Genomic DNA, 26,009 nt, shown 5'->3' on the forward strand with positions numbered 1-26,009 from the left:
TGAAATGGCTTCAATCGACAAATTTGACAAACCTTTAACTTCCCGGCAGGCAGCTCACTTACTCAGGAGACTTAATTTTGGAGGAACAAAGGCAAACATAGCGAGGCTGACCGGAAAGTCGGCGGAAACAATTGTCGCTTCCTTTTTAACAGATACACCGGTTCCTCCTCTTCCTACTGATGCCGCTGGCAAAACATTTCAGGATATTTCCTGGGGCGCTCCGGGCGTGGACGATGCCGAGAGAAATAAAAACGATAGCGCCCGACGCGCCTTTGTCAAAAACTGGTGGATTGCCAGAATGATGACGCAAAAGGATAATATCATTGAAAAAATGACCCTTTTCTGGCAGAATCATTTTGTTTCAACCGCGACTGATATCTCCGATGCAAGGTTTATCTACTTACAATATCAGCTGCTGCGAAAACATGCACTAGGCAATTTCAGGACGTTTCTGATTGAAATCACCAAGGATCCGGCTATGTTGCTGTATCTGGACGGAAATTTAAATACTGTTGGAAAACCTAATGAAAATTATGGCAGGGAGTTGCAGGAACTCTTTACAATAGGACAGGGAAATTATGACGAAAATGATGTAAAAAACGCTGCAAAAGTTTTGACCGGCTGGCGACCAACGGGTTTTAGAAGTATAACTTCTTCCGCAATTACAGTCCAATTCCTGTCTGATCAGCATGATAAGACTGTCAAAACTTTTTCTTCGTTTTACCAAAATACGAGCATTCAGGGAAGAACCGGTTCAGGCATTCCGGCAGGTGAGGCAGAGTTAGCAGATTTAATCGACATGATTTTAAAACAGGAGAAAACGGCCTTATTCATGGTCAGGAAATTTTACCGCTGGTTTGTACAGTCCGAAATTTCTGCAACTGTCGAAAATGAAGTGATTAAACCTCTGGCTGCAACATTTCGAAAAGATTATGAAATAAAACCGGTCCTTGCCCAGCTTTTTTGTTCTCAACATTTTTATGAAGATGCGCTGATCGGTTCACAGATTAAATCCCCTCTGGAATTTATTATCGGTACGCTTTTGCACTTCGACCAAGTTGTGCCTGATGTTGTCTCCGACCGTACTACTTTTGACCTTTTCACACAATACTTGGCTGCAAGAGCAAAGGAACTGCAAATGGAAGTATTTGACCAGTCAACGGTTTTCGGATGGCGGCCATACTACGATACCGATTTTTATGAGCTCTGGATTAATTCTACCACACTGGCACTGCGCGGCTCGTTTACAGACGCGATCGTAGCCGGATCCACCAAGATGAAAATCAATATCAATTCATTGGAAACGGCCAAAAAAGTTTCGGTTCCTTCTGACCCGGTAATTCTTGTCAATGAATTAACCAGTACACTTTTTGCTTTTGAACTTCCTCAAAACCAGCGCGATTATATTATTGATGAAGTGCTTATTCCGGGACTTCCGCGATACGAATGGACGCTTGAATGGAACCTCTACGCAGCCGATCCAAACAACACTGCCAAAAAGAATGCAGTCGAAATGAAAATCGACGAACTATATCTGTATCTGCTCCGACTGGCAGAATATCAGATGGGTTAATGATAATGCAAATCTCAACGTTTCTTAAAATTTCCTGATTAAACAAATAATTTTCCCGATCTCATGAAACGTCGTGATTTTCTTCAGTATGCCTCTTCCTCATTTTTCCTGCCGCTTATGCTCGATGGTTACGGAGCCAAAGCAGAAACGAATCCAAACGCTCCTTTTATGAAGGCGATGCTGGAACTGGCAGAAATTAATGATAAAATTCTGGTGGTTATCCAGTTGAACGGCGGAAACGATGGCCTCAATATGGTGCTCCCTCTTGACCAGTACAGCACATATACAAATGCAAGTTTCAGAGGAAATATTGCGATTCCTGAAAACAAAGTTTTAAAACTGAACGGGCTGCCGCAAACCGGCCTTCATCCTTCCATGACTGGCCTGCAAACACTTTTCAATGAAGGAAAAGTATCGATTGTACATTCAACCGGTTATCCAAATCCGAATTTTTCCCATTTCCGTGCGAACGACATCTGGTACACAGCGACCGATGCGAACAAACTTGCGACAACGGGCTGGCTGGGACGATACCTTCAGGAAACCTATGAAGGCTTTCCGGTTGGTTATCCCAATTCAAAATTCACTGATCCGCTGGCTATTCAGATTTCATCCATTTCTTCGACTACCTTTAACACAAGCACGATTTCCGGAGCGCTTGCCATTCAAAATCCGGATACTTTTTCAAAAATTGTAGGAGATAAACCAACGGTAGTTCCCGGAGAACTTCCCAATACACCGGCAGGAAAGTACACCGCTTACATCAGACAACAGCAAACCTCCTCCGTTGCTTACGCAGGTCAGTTAAAAGCGGCGGCGGACAAAGGGAAAAATCTGGTCACGTATCCAACAGGCAATTCACTTTCTGACCAACTGAAAATCGTGGCACGCCTGATTGCAGGAGGATTACAAACCAAAATATATTACGTTACGCTTGGCGGCTTTGACACACATTCCTCACAGGTTGACTCAACGGATACGACCAAGGGCGTGCATGCAAATCTGTTAAAATACCTTTCCGACGGCATTAAGGTTTTTATGGCTGATCTGAAGGCAAATGGTAAAGATGACAAAGTAGCGGGAATGACGTTTTCTGAATTTGGCCGAAGAGCAATTTCCAATGGCAGTAAAGGAACAGATCACGGGTGGGCATCGCCGCTGTTTGTTTTTGGGAACGGGGTAAAAACACAGGTGATTGGTAAAAATCCTGACCTGAAAGATCTGGATGGAAATAACATAAAAATTCAGACGGATTTCAGGCAGGTTTATTCCAGCATTCTTACAGACTGGCTGGGCGCGCCGGAAGAAACAGTTAAGAGCATTATGTTTGACAAAGCCTTTACCAATCTACCTATTTTCAGAGATACAATAACGGCGACTGAACCTTTGGCAGCAAATATGGTCAACCTGTATCCTAACCCGGCTCAGGGAGAAGTCATCCTCGAATCAGAAATTATGATGCAGGGAAGAGACAAAGTGACCTTGTCTGACATAACCGGCCGGACCTCTCCCCTTCAAATGACCTACTTATCCGGTTCAAAGATCCTGATCAACACCTCCCATCTGCCGGCAGGAAAGTATTTTATAAGAATGGAAAATGACAAACATTCGGTTGTGAAACCGCTGGTGATTTTGAGGTAATTAGCGATTGACACCAATTACCTCAAAATTATTATTTGTTGGTTGTAAGCGTCGTGGATTTCTGTACCGACAGCAAACCATTCTCTGTGACTATCTGAGCGAAAAACAGCCTTGTAGTTCCTTTTGTCTCCTGTGCTTTTATTGGAACTGCCAGTACGTAACTTCTTATTGCGGCGTCATATTTTTGAGTACCGGCTGGCACATTGGCTACAAGTGTTTGCGCACCGGTTGCGGTTGCAGCATAGTAAACCCGGAACTCCTTCACCGGAATTTCGGAGGTATACTCAATGTTAAAATTGGTAGAAGCGCCCGCATCCACTGTGAGTGTCGGAATAATTGCCAGACTTGTCGGATTAACGTTCCTCGTCGTTCCAAGCCAGACAATTGAAATCTGCGCTACCTTTCCAACGCTTGTGCTGATATCGTTTATCAGGTCAGGCTCTTCATAACATCCACTCAAAAAAATGGATGAGAGAAAGGCAAAGGACATTAAAATTTTATTGATATTTCTTTTCATTTTGATTCGATTTTAAGCTTCAGATTTTCAACCATTAATTCGAAAACATCCACATCGTTACAGCCGGTCCTTTTACGTTTTTCTCTGCATTTGCTGTGTTACGCGTCAGCTCGGATGACGGATATCTCATTCGCTGAATGCGGGGTCCTCCTAATTCCGGATTCACGTTGGCCGGCATTGGAAGATCCCAATAACCATATTTTCGAACGTCAGTCCAGATATCGCCAATCAGAAACATAGCTTTGTACTTTTCTTTCAGAATTTGCAACAAGGTCAGTTGAGATGCCGTTACTGCCACTGCCGGAGCGGAAAGATAGGATGTTATGTTTGCTTCCGTAACTTCCAATTTTCGCATGTTAGCCTGTGCTATTTCCAGATAAGCTTTGTAAGCATCTTCGGTGCTTCCTTTTGAAGTAAAAGTCCCGCCATTTGATAAAAACCGGGCTTCGGCTTCGATCGCCTTTGTTTCTGCATAGGTCATGAAAACAACCGGTGAATTTATTCCGGAATGCCATGAGGCTGCACTAAAATCAACAGTTGTACCTGTCAAAGAGGCTGGTACCTGTCCGCTGTAAACGGTTTGGTTATTTTTTAAGGTAATAACTTTGGAAATACGTGGATCAGTTATCCCCTGAACTTTCCCATTCATTAAATCAACAAAAGTACTGCTGTAGGTAACTGAAAGATTACTCGTACTATTTGTCAGCGCGACACGGCTGTACCATGGTTGTAAATTTTTGGAATTATATTTAAGCTGAAAATCGTCAGCGTTACTTTTCATTCCGTTTTGCAAAGCAGTAAGTGCAGCCTGAGCCGTTTGCACCGTATTTTTATTGGATAAATGCAACAGATATCGTGCCTTTAAAGAATAAGCCAAACGTGTCCATTTAGCCACATCGCCTGCGTAAATTAGGTCATCAGTTCCTGGTTTTGTTCCTGAATTTTTAGTCAATTCTACAATGGCCTCATCAAGCAATCTCTGGATATCCGCATAAATTACCTGCTGAGTATCATAGACAGGCTGAAAATTTTTGGGCTCCTGATCTGCCTGAGAGAAAGGGATATTTTCCCAGGAAGTGGTAGCAATTCCGAGATTATAAGCCAACAAAGTCTTTGCAATGCCTGCATAAACAGGTACGTCTTCCGTTTTCGCTTTTGAAATAATGGCGTTTAATTGGGGAAGTATGTAAAGATAAAAATTTGACCAACCCGTGGCATTTTCCGCCTCTGCATAAGAATCGGTTCCGGTTGTAGACAAATTACTGCTAAGTTGCTGCGCATACTGGCAGGCAGTGTATGCTTGCTGCCAACTGGCATCACTTGTGTAAAACTGTGCGGTTGCAAGTAACTCCTGAACCGTTGCATCTGACTTTAAGGTTGGATCATTATTAACATCAAGGTAGTTATCACAGCCTGATGTTAATAGCGCCAGACAGGTGTATAATAGAAAATATATTTTTTTTGTTGAATTCATAATCTGAAAATTTAGACAGATGCTATACCAAATAAGATTAAAAATTGGCAGTTACGCCAAATTGATAGCTTTTAGTAGAAGGATTATTTCTTCCCACAAAACCAATTAGATTGGTACCGGATCCAAAAGTCAGTGCTTCCGGATCATATCCACGGAAAGGTGTGCTGAGAAACAAGTTGGTGCCTGTCAGGTTAAATCGCACCCCACCTTTGAAGACCGAATTTCCAATAAGGCTTTTTGGCAGGGAATACCCGATACTTACATTCCTGAGCCGAAACCAGGAACCATCCTGAATATTTAAATGCGACCAGCTGTTAAAACGTGTCGATGTGGAAGGGTTATAAAAGGCATCATCCAGATAAACCGCTTTTGTATTCGGAACATAGTTTTCACCATCCTTTACAACTCCCTTAAAAATCACCTGCTCATAACGCCTTTCTGTTAACTCAATAGAACCACTCCTTAAAGGATTCCTTTCTCCAAGGTCAATCACATCACCTCCGTGTCGCCATTCCAGCAGAAACGAAAGGGATATTCCTTTGTAATTGATCGTATTCGTTAAGCCTCCAATCCAGTCCGGCATCGCGTTTCCATACTGTTTAAGGGCTGTGGATCCCTGGCTGAACACACTGGTCTCAGGAAATCCTGTACTTGCATTGATTAATAACTGTCCATCCGGAGCACGGGCGTAATCGTAACCCCATAAATCGCCAATCTTGCTTCCTTTTTTGACTTTGAGAGAGCCAACCGTATTATCATAATAAGTGATCTCGGTAAGTTCGGCCGGCATTTCTATTACCTTACCCGCCATCTTAGACCAGTTCACAGAAGCGTCCCACGTGAAATCCTTTGCCTGAACCAGTTTTGCATTCAACAGCAATTCTACTCCTTTGTTTCTGATGAGTCCAAAATTGGTGTAGTAAGATGAATATCCGGAAACGTTCGATACCGGAGCACGTACAATCTGGTCCTTGCTATCCATTGTGAAATAGGTTGCATCCACCATCAGCCGGTTTTTAAGGAAACGGAGTTCAGTTCCCACTTCAATCGACGTCGTTCTCTCAGGTTTAAGATCCGGGTTGGCTGTAGTCAACCTGCGAAAATATCCGGGAACAGTATTGCCGAAAGGGAAATTATCAGCCTGATCATAATAAAATCCAGTCACATAAGGATCTGTTCCCTTACCTACCTGCGCCCATGATGCCCTCAGTTTACCATAGGATAAAATGTTGTTTTTCGGAAGGTGTTCAGTGAAAATATATCCCGCGTTAAAAGACGAATAAACAAATGAATTATTGGCGGTGGGCAATGTCGAAACGATATCATTTCTTACTGTCGCATTCATATATAATACATCCCTGTAACTTAGCTTGGCGTCTCCAAAAAAGCTTACGATCCTATATTGAAGGGGAGAGTAAAATCTTGTTTGCACATTTTGGTAACTCGACATTTCATGTGTGAAAGGCGCATTAAAATTTTCCCCTCTGGTATAATAACTATCCGGACGCTTGCTGTCGACAATCGAATTTCCTATCAGAACTGAGCCGTTCCAGTTTTCATTAAATTGCTTCTGTGCGGTTAAATAAAGATTTGAATTCAGCTCCCGAAATTTAAGATTCTCATTTATCAAAAAACCTTTTACCTGAATACCCACATCAAATGTGCTATCTACTTCTCTTGACCGCGTTTCACGGTAGGTATCGTAAGTTATTTGATACTTCGCTGCAAGCCAGTCTGTAATTTTGTAGTTTAAAGTAATATCCGAAATGTAACGATTGATTTTATCGACACGAGGACTTTTCTCAACCAGATATCTTGGATTATCAGTAAAGCCGGGCAGTATATTTTTCTGGGTTCCATCCGCATTCAGATAATCATTTACATCATAAGTATTCGGCCAGTATCCCAGTGCGCTGAAAATTGACTTATCACCTGCCGGCGGGCGTTTTCCGCCTGAATTGGTGTAATTAAAAGAAGCAGAAGCTGTTAATGCTTTTGTAATATTGTAGGCTCCCGCTACTTTAACCGAAGTACGGTAAAAATTTGTATTAGGAACAATACCTTTCTGCGTGTTTCTGCCAAGTGACACGTAAATATTTCCTTTGTCACTTCCTTTTGTTACAGTAATATTATTGTTGTTCCTAAATCCATCCCGGTAAAATCCACGAAAATTATCGTAAATTTTATCCGATGTGTTTAGCGGATCGAGTACCGGACCAAATGACTGGTAAGGTGTTCTTCCGGCAGTAGTAAGCGGAATAAACTCTCCGAGCCTTCCCTGCAAAAAGGTGTTTTGTATAGAAGGCGATTTACCCAAAACATCCACACCAACGGAGGAAGATACCGATACATTTAGTTTTCCGGATTTTCCCCTTTTTGTAGTAATGATAATAGCACCATTCGATGCTCTAAGACCGTACAACGCCGTCGCGGCAGGACCTTTCAACACAGAAAGACTTTCAATATCATCAGGATTTATGTCAGCAGCCCTGTTTGTGTTGGCAAATTGCTCGGATGCACCGGGAGAATTAGTTCCAGCACTCGGAAGCGGATTACCCGCGGATGTTGAATTGCTGATTATAATACCATCAATAACAAATAAAGGCTGGTTGTCTGCGCCTCCGCTCAAAGATGTTACTCCCCGAAGAATGATGTTAACACCTGCACCTGGTGCTCCACCTGAACCCGTGATTATCGCTCCTGCAATTTTACCCTGCAGTGCACCGACGATGTTTTGCTCACCGGAATTTTTGATGCTTTCCGAAGTAATCGTTTGTGTAGAATAACCCAAAGCCCGCTTTTCCTGAGTTTGCCCCAAAGCCGTTACAACCACTTCATTCAAAGCAGATGCTTCGGATTCCATTTTTACATTGATAACTCTCTGGCTCCCGATGCTGACCTCTTTTGTCTTAAATCCAATGAAGCTGAAAACCAGCGTTCCGCCGGCAGGTACCGCGATCGTATACTTGCCTGCCGCATCACTGGTTGTTCCCTGTGTGGTTCCTTTTATTGCGACGTTAGCTCCGGGAATGTCTGAACCGGACTCATCGGTGACCGTTCCGGTTATAGAAACGTTTTGTGCAAAATTGACATGAGCGTAAAACATGCCAACTAACAACACCAGCCAACAACGGGTGTGTAGTAGTTTTTTCATCATAATACCATTTGTTAGGACATTATTTAATATTCAATGACGAATATGCAATTATTTTCTATAAAAAGATAATGCTGTTTTGATTTTATGACGTATATAGTTTGGCATTTCATAATCAATTCGATAAATAATATTGATAATAATGCCATATTTAATTTATCGTACGGTAGCGCAAGTTTGATAGACTTATTTAAGGAAAGAGTGGTATATATCCTTCAAAATAAAGAAACGGACAATTTTCTTGTATTAAAAATACTGGTTGAAATAATTTGCGGCATACTACTATAAAAATAGTTTGTTAACTATAAAAATAGTTTATACCTTTATTTTATGGAATTAGAAAAGCTGACCAGTAAGGAAGAAGAAGTTATGCAAGTCCTATGGAATTTGCAAAATGCGTTTGTAAAAGACATGCTGCCGATGTTTACAGAGCCAAAGCTGCATTACAACACACTCTCGACAATTATCCGGAATCTGGAGGAAAAAGGGTATGTGACACACAGGCAGTTTGGCAATACTTACGAGTATTTTCCTGCAATTAGCAAAGAAGATTATCAGAATAAAGTTGTGCTGAATAAAGTTGTGGGAAATTATTTTAATGATTCCTATAAAGACCTGGTCGCATATTTTGCAAAGAATGAAAAGGTCAGTCCGGACGAACTGCGTGAAATCATCAGAATGATTGAAGAAGGAGAGTGAAAGTTTAATTTTTTACCAAACCTCACAGAAGTATGCTTTTCCCGTACCTCATTAAAGTCAGTTTTTTGTTGGGTGTTTTAACACTCTGCTACCGCTGGCTGATTCAGTTTGAAACATTTTCTAAAATGAACCGATTGCTGCTGATTTTTAACGTCGCCGCTGCATGGTCAATCCCGCTATTGCCGCTTCCTGACTGGGGACCTGTTGCGGTGCAAAAGGAGTTTCATCAGAGCGTTCCGGGTATCGTAAATGCTGTGCCGTTAATTTCGGACAAAGTAACGCCCGTTAATATTTCAAAATCGTTTCAGCAGGTTCAGCGTTCATCAGAGCTGATGGTGACAGATATTCTGATGCTGATTTATCTTTCAGTTGTGCTATACATGACACTGTTGCTGCTTTATCAGATTTTCGGTTTGTTCCTTGTACTTTTGAAGCAGCCTTCCAAAAAGCTTGATACAGATATCACCCTGATCTTTAACAGAAATACAGTTTCCCCATTTTCTTTTTTCAAATGGATCGTATTGAATCCCGATAAACATTGCTCCGCTGAGTTACAGCATATTCTTGCGCATGAAACAGAGCACGCCAGACAGCTGCATAGTCTTGATCTTTTGCTTGCGGAAATTCAGCGCATAGTGCTTTGGTTTAATCCTTTTGCCTGGTCTCATCGCAAATTGGTACAGGGAAACCTTGAATTCCTCGCCGATCGCGCAGTTCTAAAAAACGGTGTTGAAAAGAAACAATATCAATTCAGTCTCTTAAAAGTTGCCCTCCAAACCAAAGAACTCCCGTTAACTAATTCTTTTGCTCAATCACTTCTAAAAAAACGTATTAAAATGATGAACCGAAAACCGTCCGGAGTAAGCGTATTTGGGAAGTACGCACTATTGATTGTCCTGTTGTATGTCTCTTCTGCATTTGTAGCGCCGTATCAGGAACAGATTATCGAACTTTTACCAGAAGTAAAACCAGTCCTCGAAGCCGTTTTAATTGAAAGCAAATCGTTGCAGCAAGTTCCTGCGCCCGAAACAATAGAGAAAAGCCCGGCTGTTGTGAACGCTCAGCATGAAGTGGATGAGAAAAAAATGATTGTTGAGCCTGGTGTAAAAACCAAAAGCAAATGGGTTTTAGTTAAAGGTGATACTTTGTATTGGGCGATATCGCCTTTACTAAAATGGCAGGACATTAATTTAATAAAGGAGGATGTTCAAAATTTTGGAGGTCATCTTGATATAAATCGGATTACCTATGATCCTTTGCAGCTTTTCATCACTTCACTGGCGGTACACGTCACATCCAAGGGAGCATCAGGCGAAGGAAGTTCTGATGGAAAAGAAGGTTTTAATCCTTCAAAAGGATATTCAGGATTTGTGATGAGAGGCGGAGGGGGTTTGGGTATGGGGCAAACACCACCTGCACCGCTTAGCCTGTCTCTTGAAAATGATTATCAGAAAGCTTTGGATATAAAAAATAAAAATGAAGTAACCTATTTTGAGAAAAATCTTACAAAAAGTGCCGGGTCATCGTCTGGAAATGTGTTATTGAAAGATGCTTTTCTGGGAAAAAGAGCTTCCTTTATTTTAGAAAAACAAGGCATTGGCAAGTCAGATAAAAACACTCTGAAAGTTACAGAACTTCTGAAAAAGGCTGAATTCTATATCAACGCCAAACCCGCCAGTTTTGAAGAAATAAATAATTTAAATCTTGATGATTTTATTTCTGTAAACATTATAGAAATTGATAATAACAAGAAATATATTTCTGTTACTAAAAAATAAAAGCAGGCTGTCTAAGTTCGACAGCCTGCTTTCTTAAAAAATAAATCTTTTTTATTTCAATCCCAATTCTTCACCAATTCCTTTAACTTTCTCTTTCAGCTCCGCATAAACACTGTCGAAATCTTCATTTTTTTCCAGTGCAGCGCGGACACCTACGTAGAATTTGATTTTTGGTTCAGTTCCGGAAGGACGGCAGGTGAATTTTGTTCCGTCTTCGGTAAAGAACTGCAATACGTTTGAAGGTTCGATACCCATTTCGCCAGAAGGAATAGCAGTTGTGTTTTCTGAGTTAAAATCAGTCGAAGTCAGTGCTTTGTAATCATCCATTCTCGTAACAGGCGATCCTGCCAGCGTTTTTGGCGGATTTGCCCGGAAATCTGCCATCATCTGCTGAATTTCATCCGCACCGGATTTTCCCTTTTTGGTCAGAGAGATCAGGCCTTCATAATAGAAACCAAACTGCTTGTAGATTTCCATTAACATATCAAACAGACTCAGCCCTTTGTCTTTTGCATAGGCAGTAAGTTCAGCGATCATAGCGCAGGATGCAATGGCATCTTTATCACGAACAGCGTCACCGATCAGGTATCCATAACTTTCTTCTCCGCCACCGATAAACTCTTCGATACCTTCTTTCTCACGAATTACCTGCGCGATGTATTTGAAACCTGTCAGGGTATTATAACATTTCACATCAAAAGCGGCCGCCATTTTATCGATCAGATCCGTTGTAACAATAGTTTTACAAACGAACTGGGTTCCGGTCAGCTTACCTGCGTCTTTCCAGGCGTTCAGCAGATAGTAAATCAGTACACTTGCCGTCTGGTTACCATTCAGCAACTGAATTTCGCCATGATGGTTTTTTACAGCGATACCTACACGGTCGGCATCAGGATCGGTACCCATTACCAGGTCTGCATCAATTTCCTTTGCCTTTTCAACTGCTTTGGACATGGCTTCGCTTTCTTCCGGGTTTGGATAAACTACCGTTGGAAATTGACCGTTACCAGCTGGTTCAGCTTGTTCTTCAATCACTGTTACAGCCTCAAAACCCATTTTCGCAAGCAGCGAAGGAACCAGCGTTACACCTGTTCCATGTAAAGGTGTGTACACAATTTTCAAATCTTTCTGACGCGCAATAGCATCTTTGGAAATGGAAAGTGACAAAATGTGATTTAAATATTTTTCATCGATATCGGCACCGATTTTAGTAATTCGCGAAGTGTCTCCGTCAAATTTCACATCGTCTATCGATTGAATTGCGTTTACTTCTTCGATAATATTGGCATCATGCGGCGCAACAACCTGCGAACCATCATCCCAATAAGCTTTATAACCGTTATATTCCTTCGGATTATGTGAAGCAGTTACAACTACGCCACTTTTACAACCTAGTTCACGAATAGCAAAAGACAATTCCGGCGTCGGACGAAGTGCTTCGAAAAGATAAACATCAATGCCGTTTGCCGAGAAAATGTCTGCAATGATTTTCGCGAACTCATCCGATTTAATACGGCTGTCGTAAGCAATGGCTACACTTTTTGCTTCGTTTGGAAAAGCTTTATTCAAATAATTTGCAAGACCCTGCGTAGCCGTTCCCACGGTGTAGCGGTTCATACGGTTAGATCCGATCCCGATCAAACCTCTCAAACCACCCGTTCCGAACTCAAGGTCTTTGTAAAATGCATCTGTAAGCTCCGTATCGTTTGCTTCATCAATCAGCTGCTGGATGGATTGTTTCGTATCAATATCATAATCACCGTTTAGCCAGCTATTTACTTTGGCCATTACATTCGGTTCCAGTTTTGCAGTCATAATTAGTTTAAGTAGAAATGAATTTTAGGTAATAAAGTTAAAAGGAATCCCTTTTCGATACATAAAAACTGAATATCAGTCATTTATACCGGAAAGGGATCAAGAATTTTATGTTAATTTTTTACGCACTATAAATGTAGAAATATGTCGGTATTATTTATCTATCACCAACACTTCTTTTTCTACTTCCACAATTGTTTCCTTTGCCGTTTTATGAATAAGCTCAGCGATCAATCCCGTCCAGCCGGTCTGATGGCTTGCGCCACAGCCCCGTCCGTTGTCTCCGTGGAAATATTCGTAAAACAACACGTGATCATTGAAATTAGGATCTTTTTGCTGTTTCTGATCATCACCATAAACGGCTCTGTTTCCATCTGCATCCTTTTTAAAGATATTGATTAGCCTGCCGGCAATACCAACCGCGGCATCCTTGATAGTGACCAGATTTCCCGAATTCGTTGGGTATTCAACCATGAAATCTTCACCGTAATAGGCATGAAATTTCATAAGCGAATCAAAAATCAGGTAGTTCAGAGGAAACCAGATTGGCCCGCGCCAGTTGGAATTTCCACCCATAATATCTGTCAAAGCTTCTGCTGGCGTGTAGTCAACCTGCAAAACTTCTCCGTTGATATAAAATTTGTATGGATTTTCTTCATGGTATTTGGACAAAGCCCTCACACCAAAATCAGAAAGGAATTCGCTTTCATCCAGCATCCGCTTCATGATCATCTTCATCCTGTGACCACGCAAAATAGAAAGCAAGCGGTTTTCTCCTTTTCCGGATTCAAACCAGCGAGATATCAATCTGGCAAGATCAGGTCTGTTGGCAAGTACCCACTCCACACGCCTTTTGAAAACAGGCATTTTATCAAGATTCTGGGGATCAAGAATTTCGACAGCAAAAAGCGGAATCAACCCAACAATAGAGCGAACTTTGAGCAGAATACTTTGTCCGTTCGGGATATGAATGACATCGTAATAAAACTGGTCTTCCTCATCCCAGAGACTGATCGAGGAATTTTTGCCTCCAATCGATTCCATTGCTCCGGCAATGTGCAGGAAGTGTTCGAAGAATTTGGAAGCCATATCCTGATACACCGGATGAACCAGGGCCACTTCTACCGAAATCCGAAGCATGTTCAGCGTATACATCGCCATCCAGCCGGTTGCATCAGCCTGCTGTAATTTCCCTCCAAAAGGCATCGGCGTCGACCTGTCGAAAACACCGATATTATCCAGTCCAAGGAAACCACCACTAAAAATGTTGTTACCGGTATCGTCTTTCTGATTGACCCACCAGGTGAAGTTTAATAACAGTTTATGGAATATTTTTTCAAGAAATTCGATGTCCCCTACTCCGTTATTTTGCTCTCTGTCAATCTCATACACCTTCCATGTGGCCCAGCCATGTACCGGCGGATTAACATCAGAAAAATTCCATTCGTAAGCAGGAATTTGTCCGTTGGGATGCATGTAATACTCACGAAGCAAAATTTCCAGCTGTCTCTTTGCGAAATCAGCATCCACCCTTGCCAGCGGTACACAATGGAAAGCAAGATCCCACGCCGCAAACCAGGGATATTCCCATTTATCGGGCATTGAGATGATATTTGCCGCGTAAAGATGTTTCCATCCTGAATTACGCCCCCACTTTCGTCCCTGGTTAGGCCCGGGCTGAGCGGGATCTCCTTTCAGCCATTCATAAACGTTGTAATAGTAAAACTGCTTACTCCACAACATACCCGCATAAGACTGGCGCTGAATGGATTTCAGATCAGGATCGGCAACATCTTTTTGAAGATCATCATAAAATTCGTCTGCTTCGCGGATACGTTTGGCGATCAAATCCTCAAATCCACCAAAAGGCTCGGAGATACTGTGATTTACAAACCGCATCCGGAAAGAAACACTTTCACCGGCTTTGACCGTCTTGGAAAACCTGGCTGATGCCTTCGTACCAATGCTGTTTGGATTGACAGTATTGGTTTTGCGACCGCTGATGATATAATCATTTATGCCATCTTTTGGATAGGCAGTCGTATTTGCGGTATTGTAGAGCTTTTTGAAATTTGTTTCATTTTCACAAAACAAAAGTTCATCCGCGCCATCAAGATACAGGTTATATTTGCCATGTTTACGATGCGTTACCTCAATCAAACGGTTTGAAATTCCGTTCATCATAGGCTTGTAATTAAACGCTTCATAACCCCAGGACCAGGTATTTCTGAACATCAATGTTGGCAATAAGGTAATCGGAGCATCTTTGGGCCCGCGGTTAAAAACCGTTACCTTCATCAGAATATCCTCTTCATCTGCCTTGGCGTGTTCTATGAAAATATCGAAGTATTCGTCATTTTCGAAAATACCCGTATCCATAATTTCGTACTCGGGATCGGCTTTTCCCCGGCGGCCATTTTCCTGACGTAATTTTTCGTAGGGAAAAGGATTTTGGGGGTATTTATAAAGCATTTTGGTATAAGAGTGCGTAGGTGTGCTATCAAGATAATAGTACATTTCCTTCACATCTTCCCCGTGATTCGATTCCCGGTTGGTTAATCCGAAAATCCTTTCTTTTATAAGTTTATCCTGATGATTCCAAAATGCAAAGGACAGACAAATGTGCTGCTTGTTATCAGAAAAACCACCTATTCCATCCTCTCCCCAGCGGTAAGCTTTGGAATAGGCCATTTCATGCGTAATGTAATTCCAGGCATCTCCGTTCCCGCTGTAATCTTCCCTCACCGTGCCCCACTGACGTTCTGACAAGTATGGCCCCCATTTTTTCCAACCCTTGTTTTCCTTTTGAAGGCTTAATCTTACTTTCTCAGCGCCCTGTGCCATTAATATTTTGAATTTTCTGAATCAATCGATTTAGCTTTAATCATACACAATATAGAAAGTTGCTTATTAAAAAGCCTGAAAAGCGGCGTAGAAATTGCAAATTAATCTCAAAATGCCTTTAAAAGTTCAGCATTAAGCCTTTATAGTTACAATCCGGTCCAATTTACTTTTTTATGAAAATCCAGTCCGTAATCTCTTCAATCAATTCCGGACTTTCATATTTTCTAACCTGGTAATTTACTTCTCCAGCGTAAAAATCAGTCGTTTGTTTTGCTCTTTCAGCTGTTTCGGTAAGCAGCGGATGTCTTTTCTCAAGAAGCAGAGCTTCAACATCCGCAACATATTCTTTGAACATAAAAGCATTGGGAAGCTTATAATATTTCCCATCCGCAGCATGCAAAACCGGAACCGGTTTAGATTTTCCTTCTGCATTTATCTTACCGTAAAGCAAACGGGTTTGCACATAATCTTCATCGGATGCTTCAAAAACAATTGCCGTTGAAGGTTTAACAGTCCATGTTTCCTTTTTAATTTTTGTATCAAGCAGTTGAAGCAGCGAGCGCAGATTCCAGGTATTCTTACCCGTTCTGATTCTTTCCCGGATCGACTGGCGAATGAGATACGTTAGTGCCTGCGTTACATTCAGTCCGATTTCTGCCATCTGTTTAAAAATAAAAGAAGTCGGAGACATCCCGGGAATTGTGTTGGGGTCATGAAGCAGAATAGTCCCGTCCGGAGTTAAAAAGCCGTCAATGCGAACGCAGACGTTGATGCCGAGCTGTTCAAAGACCTGTGCAATGACCTGCTGGATTTCCTGATTTTTACTTAGAGTAGTATCAACAGGAATACGTTTGCGGCTCGCTCCCGGTTTATACTTTGCATTAAAATCAAAAACATCAACCATTTTGATCACTTCACTTGGAGGTAACGCCAAAGGTTTGCCATCATCAAATTGTATACAGCCGCATGAAAATTCCTGGCCGTTTACAAATTCCTCAACCAAAACCTGATCTTCCGCATTTGAACTGCTGAGAAACAGAGTTTCATGCTGGTCAGTAAAATATGTATCGAGTTGATTGATCAGCTGTTGCGGCAAATAGATACTTTCTCCTTTGAGAACAACCGGAAAACCAATGCCTTCATCAAGATTGGCCATTTTCTGTGCCCAGGTGCGTTTACCTTTTTCATCCAGCGATTTCCAGGTTTCAGCGGTAACTTCAATTTGAAAGAAGCACTGGTTAACGGCAGCGATAAAGTCTTCAAGGGAATCTTCTTTGACAATAGCTACTCCAATTGAAGAGCCCTGATGCGGCGCTTTGATTACCAGGGGCAGACCAAGATGTTTTTTTAAAACCTGAAAAAGAAGTGGATATTCCCTTTGCACCCATTGATCGTAACGAAGCGTCCAGCTTTTTTTCTGCTGGCCGTTGACGAGGGCAATCATTTCATTTTGAAGAATTTTGTCAATACCAACGGCGGAACCCATTAATCCGGGACCACTGTAAGGAATCTGGTACCATTCAAGCAGACCTTGCATCGCACCGTCTTCGCAGCCAGGACCGTGCATGGCCAGGAAAGCAAAATCAAAATGATCTTTGAATTCAGAAGGTGCAAGTTCTAATCCTATATTTTCAGGGACCGGCTCGCTGGCGAGATGCGGATAAGAATCGATGTAAGTTTTGAACCCATCAAGCTGGACATTTTCGGCGGGGTAAAAGTCCCTTATCTGGCTGGCATACATGTAAGAATGTTCCAGTTTGATAAACCGTCCGAAGCTATCAACAAATATCGGAATGGGCTCGAAGAGCGATTTGTCTAAATATTCAAAAGCGGTTTTCCCGCCTGCGAAAGAAATTTCCCTTTCACGGGAAGGACCTCCGAAAAACACTCCTATGCGCATAAACGTTACTGATTGGTTCATTCAAATCACGGCTGCAATATAAGGCAGTAATCGGGACGAATCAATTTCCAATGCGTATGCGCACGAAATATTTATATGTAGTTAAGCGAGTGCAGCTACATTTGATGCAACAACTTTATTCACATGCGGAACTGCCTTGCGAATTGATTCTTCAAGACCCGCACGGAAAGTCATTGCACTCATAGGACAGCTTTGACATGAACCCTGCAATTCAAGCACAACAGTCATGTCGTCAGTCAGTTCTACCAATTTCACATCGCCTCCATCTGCATGAAGATACGGACGTACTGTTTCGAGCGCCTGCTCAATAAGTTCTATTGTTTTTTCTTTTGAATCCATTATTTAAAAAATCTATCTGCTAATATGCAAAAAATTATCTTTAAAATCAAAAAGTTATCCTCGGCTTATACCTGTAATTCTACCGGCCGTGTCTTTTCTTTTGATGCATTTCTGATGGCAACCTGTTGTGCTAAAGATTCCGCAGCATCTCTGAAAGCATCATTTACAATCGGATTGTTATTCATAATCGCCGGCTTCCCATCATCACCAGCTTCGCGAATACTTTGAACCAGAGGGATTTGACCCAGCAACGGCACATCAAATTTATCCGCAAGAGCCTGCCCGCCACCTTTACCAAAAATATGATACTGATGATCCGGCAATTCATCCGGCGTAAACCAGGCCATATTTTCTATAACACCTAAAATAGGCACGTTAATCTGCGGCTGACGGAACATTGCCATTCCCTTTGTAGCATCCGCCAATGCAACTTTCTGAGGCGTTGTTACAATAACCGCACCGGTTACAGGTACAGTTTGTACCAAAGTAAGGTGAATATCACTTGTTCCGGGAGGAAGGTCTATCAAAAGATAATCAAGATCGCCCCAGTCTGTATCACCAAAAAACTGCTTCAATGCCTGGCTGGCCATAGGACCGCGCCATACAACAGCACTGTCGGGAGGCGTTAAAAAGCCGATTGATATAATTTTAATTCCGTACTGACGGATTGGATTGATATAATTCTTACCATCTCTTGGTGTAATAGTCGGCTGCATATTTTCAGCTCCGAACATCAGCGGCATCGAAGGACCGGAAATATCTGCATCGATAATACCCACTTTTGCACCTGAACGATGCAGCGCCATGGCAAGATTAGCCGTAACAGTTGATTTACCAACTCCTCCTTTTCCTGATGAAATGGCGATTACATTTTTCACACCCGGAATAAGCGGCCCAACCTGTCTTGTAGAGGTTACATTTGCCGTAAGATTAATAATAACCTCAACATCCGGACTCAGATGTTCATGAATCGCATCCTCACAACGTCTGCGTATCAGCTCTTTAAGCGGGCAGGCAGGCGTAGTTAAAACGACTGTAAACTTAACCTGATTTATACCAATTTCGATATCCTGAATCATGCCAAGCGTTACCAGATCCTTTTTTAAATCAGGTTCCTCAACAGTACTTAACGCCTGTAAAACTTTTTCTTTATTTATTGTAAACTCTCCCATTAGACGGATTTCGGACATTATCCCTGTTGGATAATCCCTTTTCAAATTTAACTCCTGGTGATGCTAATTGTTTCTTCAATACTAGCCAACAACAATAATGCTGAATGAGTTTATCTGTGAGCAGGAAATTCTTTAATTCTTCTTTCCGTTTCTGCCAATTCAGCAGAGACGTCTGTTACAGAAACCATTTGGCTTAGTTTTGCTTTCATCGCAGTAAGCAGTTTAAACTGACTTTCAGTTGGTCCGTGCTGCGGACGATGATTGAGCAAAAGGCGTACACTCTCCCATTCCTTCATAAAACCAAAAGCAGACTGGTCAATATACGCATCCGTAAAAATGCGAAAGATATAATCCTCTGCTAAGGCATTGGGATGGATAAGATCATCTTCGTAAAACCGGTAATCCCGCAGCTCGTCGACCATAATTTCGTAAGAGGGGAAATAATCAACCTGCCTGAATTTTTCTGATAAACGATGGCAAACCAACCTTAATGTCGACTTACTTACCTGATTTAAAGTTAAAGTATCACGGGTATGGCGAACAGGGCTGACAGTCAGAATAATCCGCAAATCGCGTCTGAAAGATTTTAGTTTATGAAATAATTGTTCAAAAGGGATAACGATCTGATCCGGATGAAGCAATTCTTTCACAAAACGATCGGACGGCACTTTATGGCAGTTTCCAACCAGCGTATTTGTTGCCTTGTGACGATAAGCATAAGCTGTACCTAAGGTGACAACCAACACTTCCGCCTCGGACAAAAACTTTTTAGTATTTTTTATTTTCCCCAGTAAAAGCCTTTCCAAATCACTTTTATCTGCCGCCCACTGAGACGAATGAAAATCATGATGAAGACAAATTTTATCCTGATTCTCTAAATACAAACCCGGATGCGGTGCTTTTTCATCCAGCACCGAATCAATAATTTTACAGATTGTGAGCGGATTAAATACAGTTCCAAAAGGATTGCTCATAACAGGAAATTTGTAGTTGTCGAGCTGCTGTCCGAGCACTTCTGCAAAGCAGGAGCCGATAGTCAGTATTTTCGAACGGTGAGTTACTTTCCAATCAGGAGGGTTGATGTTAACTTCTGTACTCAATTTAATCGGCTTCATGCAGTCTGCTTTTTGTGTGGGGTTTACAAAATTAGCAAGAATTGACTAGTCTTCGGCCAGCAGCCTACGTGTGTTTCTTTTAAAAAGATTATTTTTGAATTGAAAATCACACACTTTAAGTAACATGAATGAAGATAGCTACGAGTTTACGCTTTCGCGTACAGAATACCGATATGAGTTTGTCAGCGTTAGTGCTAAGAAGGAAGTTAGAAATATCGTTCTTTTTAGTCAAACTTCATCTGCCAACACCTATAATCTTGCACTACTAGATTTATTGAATACTGGTGAATTAAGCGATATGACTGAAACAAACAATGACGATTTTGTAATAGTCATGGCCACGGTATTTAAAATAGTTAATGACTTTTTTGACGAACTTCCTGGCAGTAACGTTGTATTCGGTGGGAGTGACGATAGACGCCAAAGGCTTTACAAGATTATTATAGGCAGGGAATTAGAGGAAATAACAAAAACTTTTGATGTTTTTGGGATACTTGGAAATACGATTGAAAAATTTGAATCAAATAAAATTTATGAGTTGTACTTAATTAAAAAAAGATGAAAACGAAAAAAAATCAAACAGTTTCAAAATTATCCGGCGAGCAAATAGTTCAGCAAAAGTTAAATCGTGTAAATGAAATACTAAAAAAAGTAGATCTTTCTAAACTGCCAGTAAAAACAGCATCCAAACAAGACAACTAACATGTCTGAATTCATTATAAAAGTATCAGTAATCCTTTTTGGTACACTTCTCGCGATGAGCGGCTGTGCGCAACAGGTAGACAAACCAAAGCCCGCCGTCAAATATGAATTTGGCACTTCACCGGTTTGGCAGGATGAATTTGACTATTCAGGAAAACCTGATCCGCAAAAATGGAATTATGCTACCGGTGATAACGGCTGGGGAAATAATGAGCTTCAAAACTATACCGACCGTATAGAAAATGCCCGTGTTGAAAACGGCAATCTGGTAATTACTTCCATTAAGGAAAAATCGGGTAGGCTCAATTACAGCTCAGCAAGACTTGTTTCCAAAGGCAAAGGTGATTTCCTGTATGGCAAATTTGAAATAAAAGCGAAACTGCCTCAGGGCCGTGGAACCTGGCCAGCGGTCTGGATGCTTGGAACGGAAAAAAGTTATGGTAATAAAGGCTGGCCGGATAATGGCGAAATTGACATCATGGAACATGTCGGTTTTGATCAAAACCGTGTTCATGGCAATATTCATACAAAGGCCTTCAACCATTCTATCAAAACTAACAAAGGCAATAACACATTGGTAAACAATGTATCATCTGAATTTCACATTTATGCCTGTCAGTGGACTCCGGAATATATTTCTATTCTGGTTGATGGAGTTGAATATTTTAAGTTCGCAAATGAATCCGGTTACAGCTGGGAGCAATGGCCGTTTGACAAACCTTTTCATTTTTTATTAAACATTGCTGTTGGAGGTAATTGGGGAGGACAGAAAGGCGTGGATGACAGCATTTTCCCTCAAAAAATGGAGGTGGATTATGTTCGGGTATACCCACTGATTGAAAAAAAGTAACTTTGAAATTCCGCGGCATGGAGGTAACTTGCGGCCATGGATCATTTTGTTGTTTCGGCCAGGAAGTATCGTCCAGTCACCTTCGATTCGGTGGTTGGTCAGTCGCATATTACTACTACACTTAAAAATGCGATTCGTACGAATCACCTTGCGCAGGCATTTCTTTTCTGCGGACCAAGAGGAGTTGGAAAAACAACCTGCGCCCGGATTTTAGCAAAAACCATTAACTGCCAGAATTTAAGCGATGATGTTGAAGCTTGCGGCGAATGTGAATCCTGCATCAGTTTTCAAAATAATGCGTCCTTTAATATCCATGAACTGGATGCAGCCTCGAACAACTCTGTTGAAGATATCCGTAACCTGATAGACCAGGTTCGGTACCCGCCTCAAACGGGGAAATACAAAATTTACATCATTGATGAGGTTCACATGCTTTCTCAGGCGGCTTTCAATGCTTTCCTGAAAACACTGGAAGAACCGCCTGGTTATGCCATTTTCATTTTGGCAACAACGGAAAAACATAAGATACTGCCAACGATATTATCGCGCTGCCAGATCTTTGACTTTAACCGTATTCAGCCAAAAGATATAGCTTACCATCTTGCGGATATTGCGCAAAAAGAGGGAATTGAAACCGAGAAAGAAGCGCTTGAACTGATTGGACAAAAAGCAGACGGAGGTCTTCGCGACGCACTGTCTATGTTCGATTTGAATGTAACTTTTTCCACCGACAACCGGCTTACCTACGAAGCAGTTCTGGAAAACCTGCACATTCTGGATTATGATTATTATTTCAAAATCACAGATGCGCTCACAAGCGGAAGCATCGCACGTTCCCTGGTTTTGTTTGACGAAATTTTAAGAAAAGGGTTTGACGGACACTTGTTTGTAGTCGGACTGCTTGAACATTTCAGGAATTTGCTGGTTTGTAAGGATCCGTTGACGGTAACACTTCTTCAGGTTTCAGAAGCAGCGGAAAGAAAGTACACTGAACAATCTGTAGGCGCTGATATGAGCTTTTTACTTTCTGCACTCAGTGTGGCAGGTCAGTGCGATATCAACTATAAATCGGCAAAAAACCAGCGGCTGCATGTGGAGCTTTGCCTCATGAAGCTGGCTAAACTTTCCGAAATTCTTCAACTTAATTCACTTGTAGCCGTTGATGAAACGGCAAAAAAAAAAGTTGAGCCAGAGCCACCTTCAGTAATCAGCGAGCCGGCAGCACCGATTTACGAAAAAACGAACGGACAATCGGCGTTACCTTCACAGCCGGCATCCGCTTCTTTACCCGTAGCCGCTACCGCAAAACCTTCTAAATTAAGAAGCACAACACAGCTTATACCTGCTTCGCCGGGCGCAAACCAGGTATCCCGTGAGATGGATACTGCGGCACCAGAAAACAGAATTCATGAGCATTCTTCAAAAGTAGAAGAACTTACTTTAGAAAATCTTCAAAGAGCCTGGTATGAATTTGCTGAAAAGAGAAAGCAGGTAAAAAACTCGACAACCGAAGAAATTTCGTTGCGCAAGGAATTTAAATTAACCGGCCATATTATCGAGATCATTCTGGACAATGACCATCAGATGGATGCCATCCTTGGAATGCGTTATGATCTGCTAGGATATCTTAAGAACCGCTTTAATGAACCCAAACTGGATATTAATCCGAGAGTAGCGCCTCAAGAGGTTAGCAGATTACCATACACCCCTGCTGAGAAATTCAACTTCATGGCAGAAAAAAATCCGCTGTTACTTGAATTAAAGCAGGCACTTGGACTGGATGTTGATTTTTAAATAATGATACTCTCACGGTCCTGAAAAAGCTTGTGAAGCTTTAAAACCTGAGGAATGAGCGCGGTTTCTTCATCGTTATGAATAATAAAATCCGCAATTTCGTTGCGTTCTGTATCTGAAACCTGTCTTTCAATAATAGCTCTGATCTCCTCTTCCGAACGGCTATCCCGTTCCAGAATTCTTTTTATCCGGAGTTCCACAGGAGACTGAACGACAATTACATAATCCAAAGAATTACTGTCTTTGGCTGCATTCATAATGGCTGCTTCTTTGATAATGTAGGACTCCTTTTGCCTGTCCAAAACCCACTTCTCAGTATCTCTCTGAACAACGGGATGTATAATGCTGTTCAGTCTTCTGAGCAATATTTCATTTTTGAATACAAGTGAAGCAACAAAAGCACGGTTGTAATTCCCATGCTCATCATAAGATTTGGATCCCAGCAGCTCAATGACTTTGGCACGAATTTCCGGATCGGCATTCGTCAGCCATTTTGCCCGGGAATCCGCATCATAAACAGAAATACCCAGGCAGGAAAATATTTTGCAGACAATACTTTTCCCAGAACCGATTCCCCCGGTAACTCCAATTTGCAGAGGACGGTTTTTCTGATCTGTCATAGCTCTATTGTGAAATCGCATTTAAGTACTGCGCAACTTCAAAACTTACATAAACAGAACGGTGGCTCACTTCAACCAAAGGCGTTACGGGCAAAGGTATCGGCAGGCTCTCGTCAAAATTGTTCTGAATTCTTGGGGTTGGGATTTTGATCCGGATTGTGTCGGGGTAAGACCTGATTAACGAAATAGGTCCGTCAACAGAAATCAGGGAAGGAGATACATTAATAATACTTGATACGACATAACCGTCTCTCATATCGATGCCGGCACTATCCACACGAATTGGAATGATCCTTCTTATTTTCCTTTCAAAACTGAGTTCGAACGTATCCGAAACGACATAGTTCACATGCAGATCAGGAAACAACTCGGTGATCTGATCCGTCAGCGTTGTCGAGTTGATGTAACTGGATTTAGTAGGATTATTAACCCTGTAAACCACAGGAAGTGCATTAAAATTTAGCCAGGACTTGCGCAAAAGATTCCAGCCATTACCTGAAACGTTTACAGAAACGCGCCGGGGTAATGGCTGAACCGGTACGAATGCCGCATTGTCATACTCAACTTCAAGCGGATAACTCAGTTTAATGGCGTAGTTATCCTTGTTGAGCACATTCATTAACCAGAAAAAAGAGGCCGCCAGCAGACAAACCAAAAAGGTTTTTACTTTATTTTTTCCTGAAGGAACTTCACTCACAGCTTATCTTTGGTTAGTTCAATATTGAAAAGCATGTTGCGAATTGTTTTCCAACAAACAACTATTTACTTCTGTTTGCCTCAATCCACAACGGTGCGGGAGATGGCCGATTTTTCAACCGTAAGCTTAACACCTTTGTCCAGTTCAAGTGTTACAGTAGCTTCCTCAACGGTGTAAATACGTGCATGTATCCCTCCGATTGTAACGACCATATCCCCTTTTTTAAGGTTGCCAAGAAGCGATTTTTGTTCTTTTGCCTTTTTTTGCTGCGGACGAATCATAAAAAAGTAAAAGACACCAATGATACCAACCCACATCACTACCTGATAAATCATGGCCTGGTCACCGCCTGCTGCTGCTTGTGCTAAAAGAGAGAATTTCATTACTTAAAGGATATTACCTGATTAAATGTAAATATTAAAACTAAACTTGTTTACTTCTCTTCTGCCGGTTTGGGAGCGGAGTTAACAATTCCTTTCAGCCGTAGCTCCGAGTAAGCAGGTTCCGTGTTGGCATAAACGGTTATTGTTTTCACCTGAGGCCCCGATTTATTTTTACTGTCAAACCGCACTTTGATACTTGAAGTGGCATTCGGACCTACTGGTTCCTTGGGCCATTCAGGAGTAGTACATCCGCACGAAGAAGTAATATTATTAAGAATAAGCGGATATTCTCCCTCATTTTTGAACCTGAAAGTATGTTCAACAACCGCTCCTTCCTGTATGGTACCAAAATCATAGGAAGCACTATCAAGCAACGCCATTACCGGCAGCTTTGAGCTGGTTTGATCTGCTTCATTTTTCTTTTCGGCACCTGAACAATTGAACAAAACAACTGAGACAAGTAAAGGGAAGGTAAACGCGAATATTTTTCTCATAACGTAACTGATCAGCTCGCCTGTCCTTTGATCTGTGCCATCAGACGGTCCACATCTTCAAGTAATTTTTCTGCCTTTTCGCGGGCATCATTTACAACTCTTTCACTTTCCGTACGGGCGTAACTGTCCGGCTGATCTTTTCTGTCAACCATTCCTTCAATCACTTCCTGAAGTTTTTCACGATACTTTGACAGCCTGTAAGTCAACTGTGTACGCAGAACCTCTCCTTTATCAGGTGCGTACAAAATGCCTAAAGCGGCTCCTGTTAAACAACCTGTTGCAAATGCTATTAATCCGTTACTCGTTTTGCTCATGGCTTCTTTTGTTTTTGCTTAGGCAATTGCTTTTAGCTTTATTGATGTGATATCTGAATAAATTTCAACAAAAATTGTTCCAATCGGTAATTCTTATGTGTCAGAAGTTAGGT

22 protein-coding genes are annotated in these 26,009 nt (G+C 41.6%); 8 read left to right on the forward strand and 14 right to left on the reverse strand.

Annotated features, from left to right (window positions below; translation table 11 throughout):
• The first annotated feature begins 4 nt into the window (after positions 1-4).
• Both E0F88_RS09385 and E0F88_RS09390 read left to right on the forward strand, forming a co-directional pair.
• On the forward strand, positions 5-1,573 hold the full coding sequence (locus E0F88_RS09385) for a DUF1800 domain-containing protein (protein ID WP_131957976.1): 1,569 nt from the start codon (positions 5-7) through the stop codon (positions 1,571-1,573).
• 63 nt (positions 1,574-1,636) lie between these two features.
• Entirely contained in the window at positions 1,637-3,214 is a 1,578-nt protein-coding gene (locus E0F88_RS09390; RefSeq protein WP_131957977.1) for a DUF1501 domain-containing protein, read from the forward strand.
• A gap of 31 nt (positions 3,215-3,245) precedes the next feature.
• On the opposite strand, the gene E0F88_RS09395 is transcribed toward E0F88_RS09390, so the two are convergent.
• The 3 genes from E0F88_RS09395 to E0F88_RS09405 are packed head-to-tail and all read right to left on the reverse strand — an operon-like array spanning position 3,246 to position 8,362.
• Positions 3,246-3,731, reverse strand: coding sequence for a hypothetical protein (locus E0F88_RS09395; RefSeq protein WP_131957978.1), 486 nt, complete (start codon positions 3,729-3,731; stop codon positions 3,246-3,248).
• A gap of 34 nt (positions 3,732-3,765) precedes the next feature.
• A complete protein-coding gene (locus E0F88_RS09400) occupies positions 3,766-5,205 on the reverse strand; it encodes a SusD/RagB family nutrient-binding outer membrane lipoprotein (RefSeq protein WP_131957979.1) in 1,440 nt (479 codons plus the stop codon).
• Between the two features lie 37 nt (positions 5,206-5,242).
• Positions 5,243-8,362, reverse strand: coding sequence for a SusC/RagA family TonB-linked outer membrane protein (locus E0F88_RS09405; protein ID WP_131957980.1), 3,120 nt, complete (start codon positions 8,360-8,362; stop codon positions 5,243-5,245).
• Between the two features lie 327 nt (positions 8,363-8,689).
• On the opposite strand from E0F88_RS09405, the gene E0F88_RS09410 reads away from it, so the two are divergent.
• Both E0F88_RS09410 and E0F88_RS09415 read left to right on the forward strand, forming a co-directional pair.
• Positions 8,690-9,058: a BlaI/MecI/CopY family transcriptional regulator gene (locus tag E0F88_RS09410; protein ID WP_131957981.1), complete on the forward strand. Its 369-nt coding sequence runs from the start codon at positions 8,690-8,692 to the stop codon at positions 9,056-9,058.
• Between the two features lie 32 nt (positions 9,059-9,090).
• Positions 9,091-10,836 carry a M56 family metallopeptidase gene (locus E0F88_RS09415; protein ID WP_131957982.1) on the forward strand — a complete coding sequence of 582 codons (1,746 nt, stop codon included), beginning with the start codon at positions 9,091-9,093 and terminating at the stop codon, positions 10,834-10,836.
• A gap of 51 nt (positions 10,837-10,887) precedes the next feature.
• Here E0F88_RS09415 and E0F88_RS09420 read toward each other — a convergent pair whose 3' ends face one another.
• The 6 genes from E0F88_RS09420 to E0F88_RS09445 form a co-directional block, all read right to left on the reverse strand.
• Entirely contained in the window at positions 10,888-12,651 is a 1,764-nt protein-coding gene (locus E0F88_RS09420) for a phospho-sugar mutase (RefSeq protein ID WP_131957983.1), read from the reverse strand.
• A 153-nt stretch (positions 12,652-12,804) separates the two neighbouring features.
• On the reverse strand, positions 12,805-15,495 hold the full coding sequence (locus E0F88_RS09425) for an MGH1-like glycoside hydrolase domain-containing protein (RefSeq protein ID WP_131957984.1): 2,691 nt from the start codon (positions 15,493-15,495) through the stop codon (positions 12,805-12,807).
• 163 nt (positions 15,496-15,658) lie between these two features.
• A complete protein-coding gene (locus tag E0F88_RS09430; RefSeq protein WP_131958421.1) occupies positions 15,659-17,395 on the reverse strand; it encodes a D-alanine--D-alanine ligase family protein in 1,737 nt (578 codons plus the stop codon).
• Between the two features lie 102 nt (positions 17,396-17,497).
• Positions 17,498-17,755 (reverse strand): NifU family protein, encoded by a 258-nt coding sequence (locus E0F88_RS09435; RefSeq protein WP_131957985.1) that lies wholly within the window; start codon positions 17,753-17,755, stop codon positions 17,498-17,500.
• 65 nt (positions 17,756-17,820) lie between these two features.
• Positions 17,821-18,927, reverse strand: a complete 1,107-nt coding sequence (locus E0F88_RS09440) for an Mrp/NBP35 family ATP-binding protein (RefSeq protein WP_131958422.1) — start codon at positions 18,925-18,927, stop codon at positions 17,821-17,823.
• Positions 18,928-19,037: 110 nt separating this feature from the next.
• Positions 19,038-20,042 carry a GSCFA domain-containing protein gene (locus E0F88_RS09445; protein ID WP_131957986.1) on the reverse strand — a complete coding sequence of 335 codons (1,005 nt, stop codon included), beginning with the start codon at positions 20,040-20,042 and terminating at the stop codon, positions 19,038-19,040.
• A gap of 124 nt (positions 20,043-20,166) precedes the next feature.
• Here E0F88_RS09445 and E0F88_RS09450 point away from each other — a divergent pair, with 124 nt between their 5' ends.
• The 4 genes from E0F88_RS09450 to E0F88_RS09460 are packed head-to-tail and all read left to right on the forward strand — an operon-like array spanning position 20,167 to position 23,388.
• Complete coding sequence (locus E0F88_RS09450) at positions 20,167-20,604, forward strand: DUF6934 family protein (RefSeq protein WP_131957987.1); 438 nt, start codon at positions 20,167-20,169, stop codon at positions 20,602-20,604.
• On the forward strand, positions 20,601-20,744 hold the full coding sequence (locus tag E0F88_RS33645; protein WP_165940025.1) for a hypothetical protein: 144 nt from the start codon (positions 20,601-20,603) through the stop codon (positions 20,742-20,744). The genes E0F88_RS09450 and E0F88_RS33645 overlap by 4 nt, the downstream gene beginning before the upstream one ends.
• 1 nt (position 20,745) lies before the next feature.
• Entirely contained in the window at positions 20,746-21,594 is an 849-nt protein-coding gene (locus E0F88_RS09455) for a glycoside hydrolase family 16 protein (RefSeq protein ID WP_131957988.1), read from the forward strand.
• A gap of 36 nt (positions 21,595-21,630) precedes the next feature.
• On the forward strand, positions 21,631-23,388 hold the full coding sequence (locus tag E0F88_RS09460) for a DNA polymerase III subunit gamma/tau (RefSeq protein ID WP_131957989.1): 1,758 nt from the start codon (positions 21,631-21,633) through the stop codon (positions 23,386-23,388).
• Here E0F88_RS09460 and coaE read toward each other — a convergent pair.
• The 5 genes from coaE to E0F88_RS09485 all read right to left on the reverse strand — a co-directional run bounded on the left by coaE (position 23,385) and on the right by E0F88_RS09485 (position 25,896).
• Complete coding sequence (gene coaE / locus E0F88_RS09465) at positions 23,385-24,008, reverse strand: dephospho-CoA kinase (RefSeq protein WP_131957990.1); 624 nt, start codon at positions 24,006-24,008, stop codon at positions 23,385-23,387. The two genes, E0F88_RS09460 and coaE, sit on opposite strands and share 4 nt — an antisense overlap.
• 4 nt (positions 24,009-24,012) lie before the next feature.
• Complete coding sequence (locus tag E0F88_RS09470) at positions 24,013-24,705, reverse strand: YbbR-like domain-containing protein (protein ID WP_229213718.1); 693 nt, start codon at positions 24,703-24,705, stop codon at positions 24,013-24,015.
• 80 nt (positions 24,706-24,785) lie between these two features.
• Entirely contained in the window at positions 24,786-25,088 is a 303-nt protein-coding gene (gene yajC / locus E0F88_RS09475) for a preprotein translocase subunit YajC (RefSeq protein ID WP_131957991.1), read from the reverse strand.
• Between the two features lie 50 nt (positions 25,089-25,138).
• Positions 25,139-25,582, reverse strand: coding sequence for a DUF1573 domain-containing protein (locus E0F88_RS09480; protein WP_131957992.1), 444 nt, complete (start codon positions 25,580-25,582; stop codon positions 25,139-25,141).
• Between the two features lie 11 nt (positions 25,583-25,593).
• Positions 25,594-25,896: a YtxH domain-containing protein gene (locus tag E0F88_RS09485; protein ID WP_131957993.1), complete on the reverse strand. Its 303-nt coding sequence runs from the start codon at positions 25,894-25,896 to the stop codon at positions 25,594-25,596.
• Positions 25,897-26,009: the final 113 nt, after the last annotated feature.

Source organism: Dyadobacter psychrotolerans, assembly GCF_004349265.1.
Lineage (GTDB): Bacteria > Bacteroidota > Bacteroidia > Cytophagales > Spirosomataceae > Dyadobacter > Dyadobacter psychrotolerans.

Bases quoted from the DNA above. Each gene is read 5' to 3' on its own strand.
- E0F88_RS09425 (WP_131957984.1), bottom strand. From the start codon at position 15,495: ATGGCACAGGGCGCTGAGAAAGTAAGATTAAGCCTTCAAAAGGAAAAC.
- E0F88_RS33645 (WP_165940025.1), top strand. From the start codon at position 20,601: ATGAAAACGAAAAAAAATCAAACAGTTTCAAAATTATCCGGCGAGCAA.
- E0F88_RS09410 (WP_131957981.1), top strand. From the start codon at position 8,690: ATGGAATTAGAAAAGCTGACCAGTAAGGAAGAAGAAGTTATGCAAGTC.
- E0F88_RS09390 (WP_131957977.1), top strand. From the start codon at position 1,637: ATGAAACGTCGTGATTTTCTTCAGTATGCCTCTTCCTCATTTTTCCTG.
- E0F88_RS09395 (WP_131957978.1), bottom strand. From the start codon at position 3,731: ATGAAAAGAAATATCAATAAAATTTTAATGTCCTTTGCCTTTCTCTCA.
- E0F88_RS09450 (WP_131957987.1), top strand. From the start codon at position 20,167: ATGAATGAAGATAGCTACGAGTTTACGCTTTCGCGTACAGAATACCGA.
- E0F88_RS09440 (WP_131958422.1), bottom strand. From the start codon at position 18,927: ATGGGAGAGTTTACAATAAATAAAGAAAAAGTTTTACAGGCGTTAAGT.
- E0F88_RS09430 (WP_131958421.1), bottom strand. From the start codon at position 17,395: ATGCGCATAGGAGTGTTTTTCGGAGGTCCTTCCCGTGAAAGGGAAATT.
- E0F88_RS09445 (WP_131957986.1), bottom strand. From the start codon at position 20,042: ATGAAGCCGATTAAATTGAGTACAGAAGTTAACATCAACCCTCCTGAT.
- E0F88_RS09415 (WP_131957982.1), top strand. From the start codon at position 9,091: ATGCTTTTCCCGTACCTCATTAAAGTCAGTTTTTTGTTGGGTGTTTTA.
- E0F88_RS09405 (WP_131957980.1), bottom strand. From the start codon at position 8,362: ATGATGAAAAAACTACTACACACCCGTTGTTGGCTGGTGTTGTTAGTT.
- E0F88_RS09435 (WP_131957985.1), bottom strand. From the start codon at position 17,755: ATGGATTCAAAAGAAAAAACAATAGAACTTATTGAGCAGGCGCTCGAA.
- E0F88_RS09460 (WP_131957989.1), top strand. From the start codon at position 21,631: ATGGATCATTTTGTTGTTTCGGCCAGGAAGTATCGTCCAGTCACCTTC.
- E0F88_RS09420 (WP_131957983.1), bottom strand. From the start codon at position 12,651: ATGACTGCAAAACTGGAACCGAATGTAATGGCCAAAGTAAATAGCTGG.
- E0F88_RS09485 (WP_131957993.1), bottom strand. From the start codon at position 25,896: ATGAGCAAAACGAGTAACGGATTAATAGCATTTGCAACAGGTTGTTTA.
- E0F88_RS09480 (WP_131957992.1), bottom strand. From the start codon at position 25,582: ATGAGAAAAATATTCGCGTTTACCTTCCCTTTACTTGTCTCAGTTGTT.
- E0F88_RS09400 (WP_131957979.1), bottom strand. From the start codon at position 5,205: ATGAATTCAACAAAAAAAATATATTTTCTATTATACACCTGTCTGGCG.
- yajC (WP_131957991.1), bottom strand. From the start codon at position 25,088: ATGAAATTCTCTCTTTTAGCACAAGCAGCAGCAGGCGGTGACCAGGCC.
- E0F88_RS09455 (WP_131957988.1), top strand. From the start codon at position 20,746: ATGTCTGAATTCATTATAAAAGTATCAGTAATCCTTTTTGGTACACTT.
- coaE (WP_131957990.1), bottom strand. From the start codon at position 24,008: ATGACAGATCAGAAAAACCGTCCTCTGCAAATTGGAGTTACCGGGGGA.
- E0F88_RS09385 (WP_131957976.1), top strand. From the start codon at position 5: ATGGCTTCAATCGACAAATTTGACAAACCTTTAACTTCCCGGCAGGCA.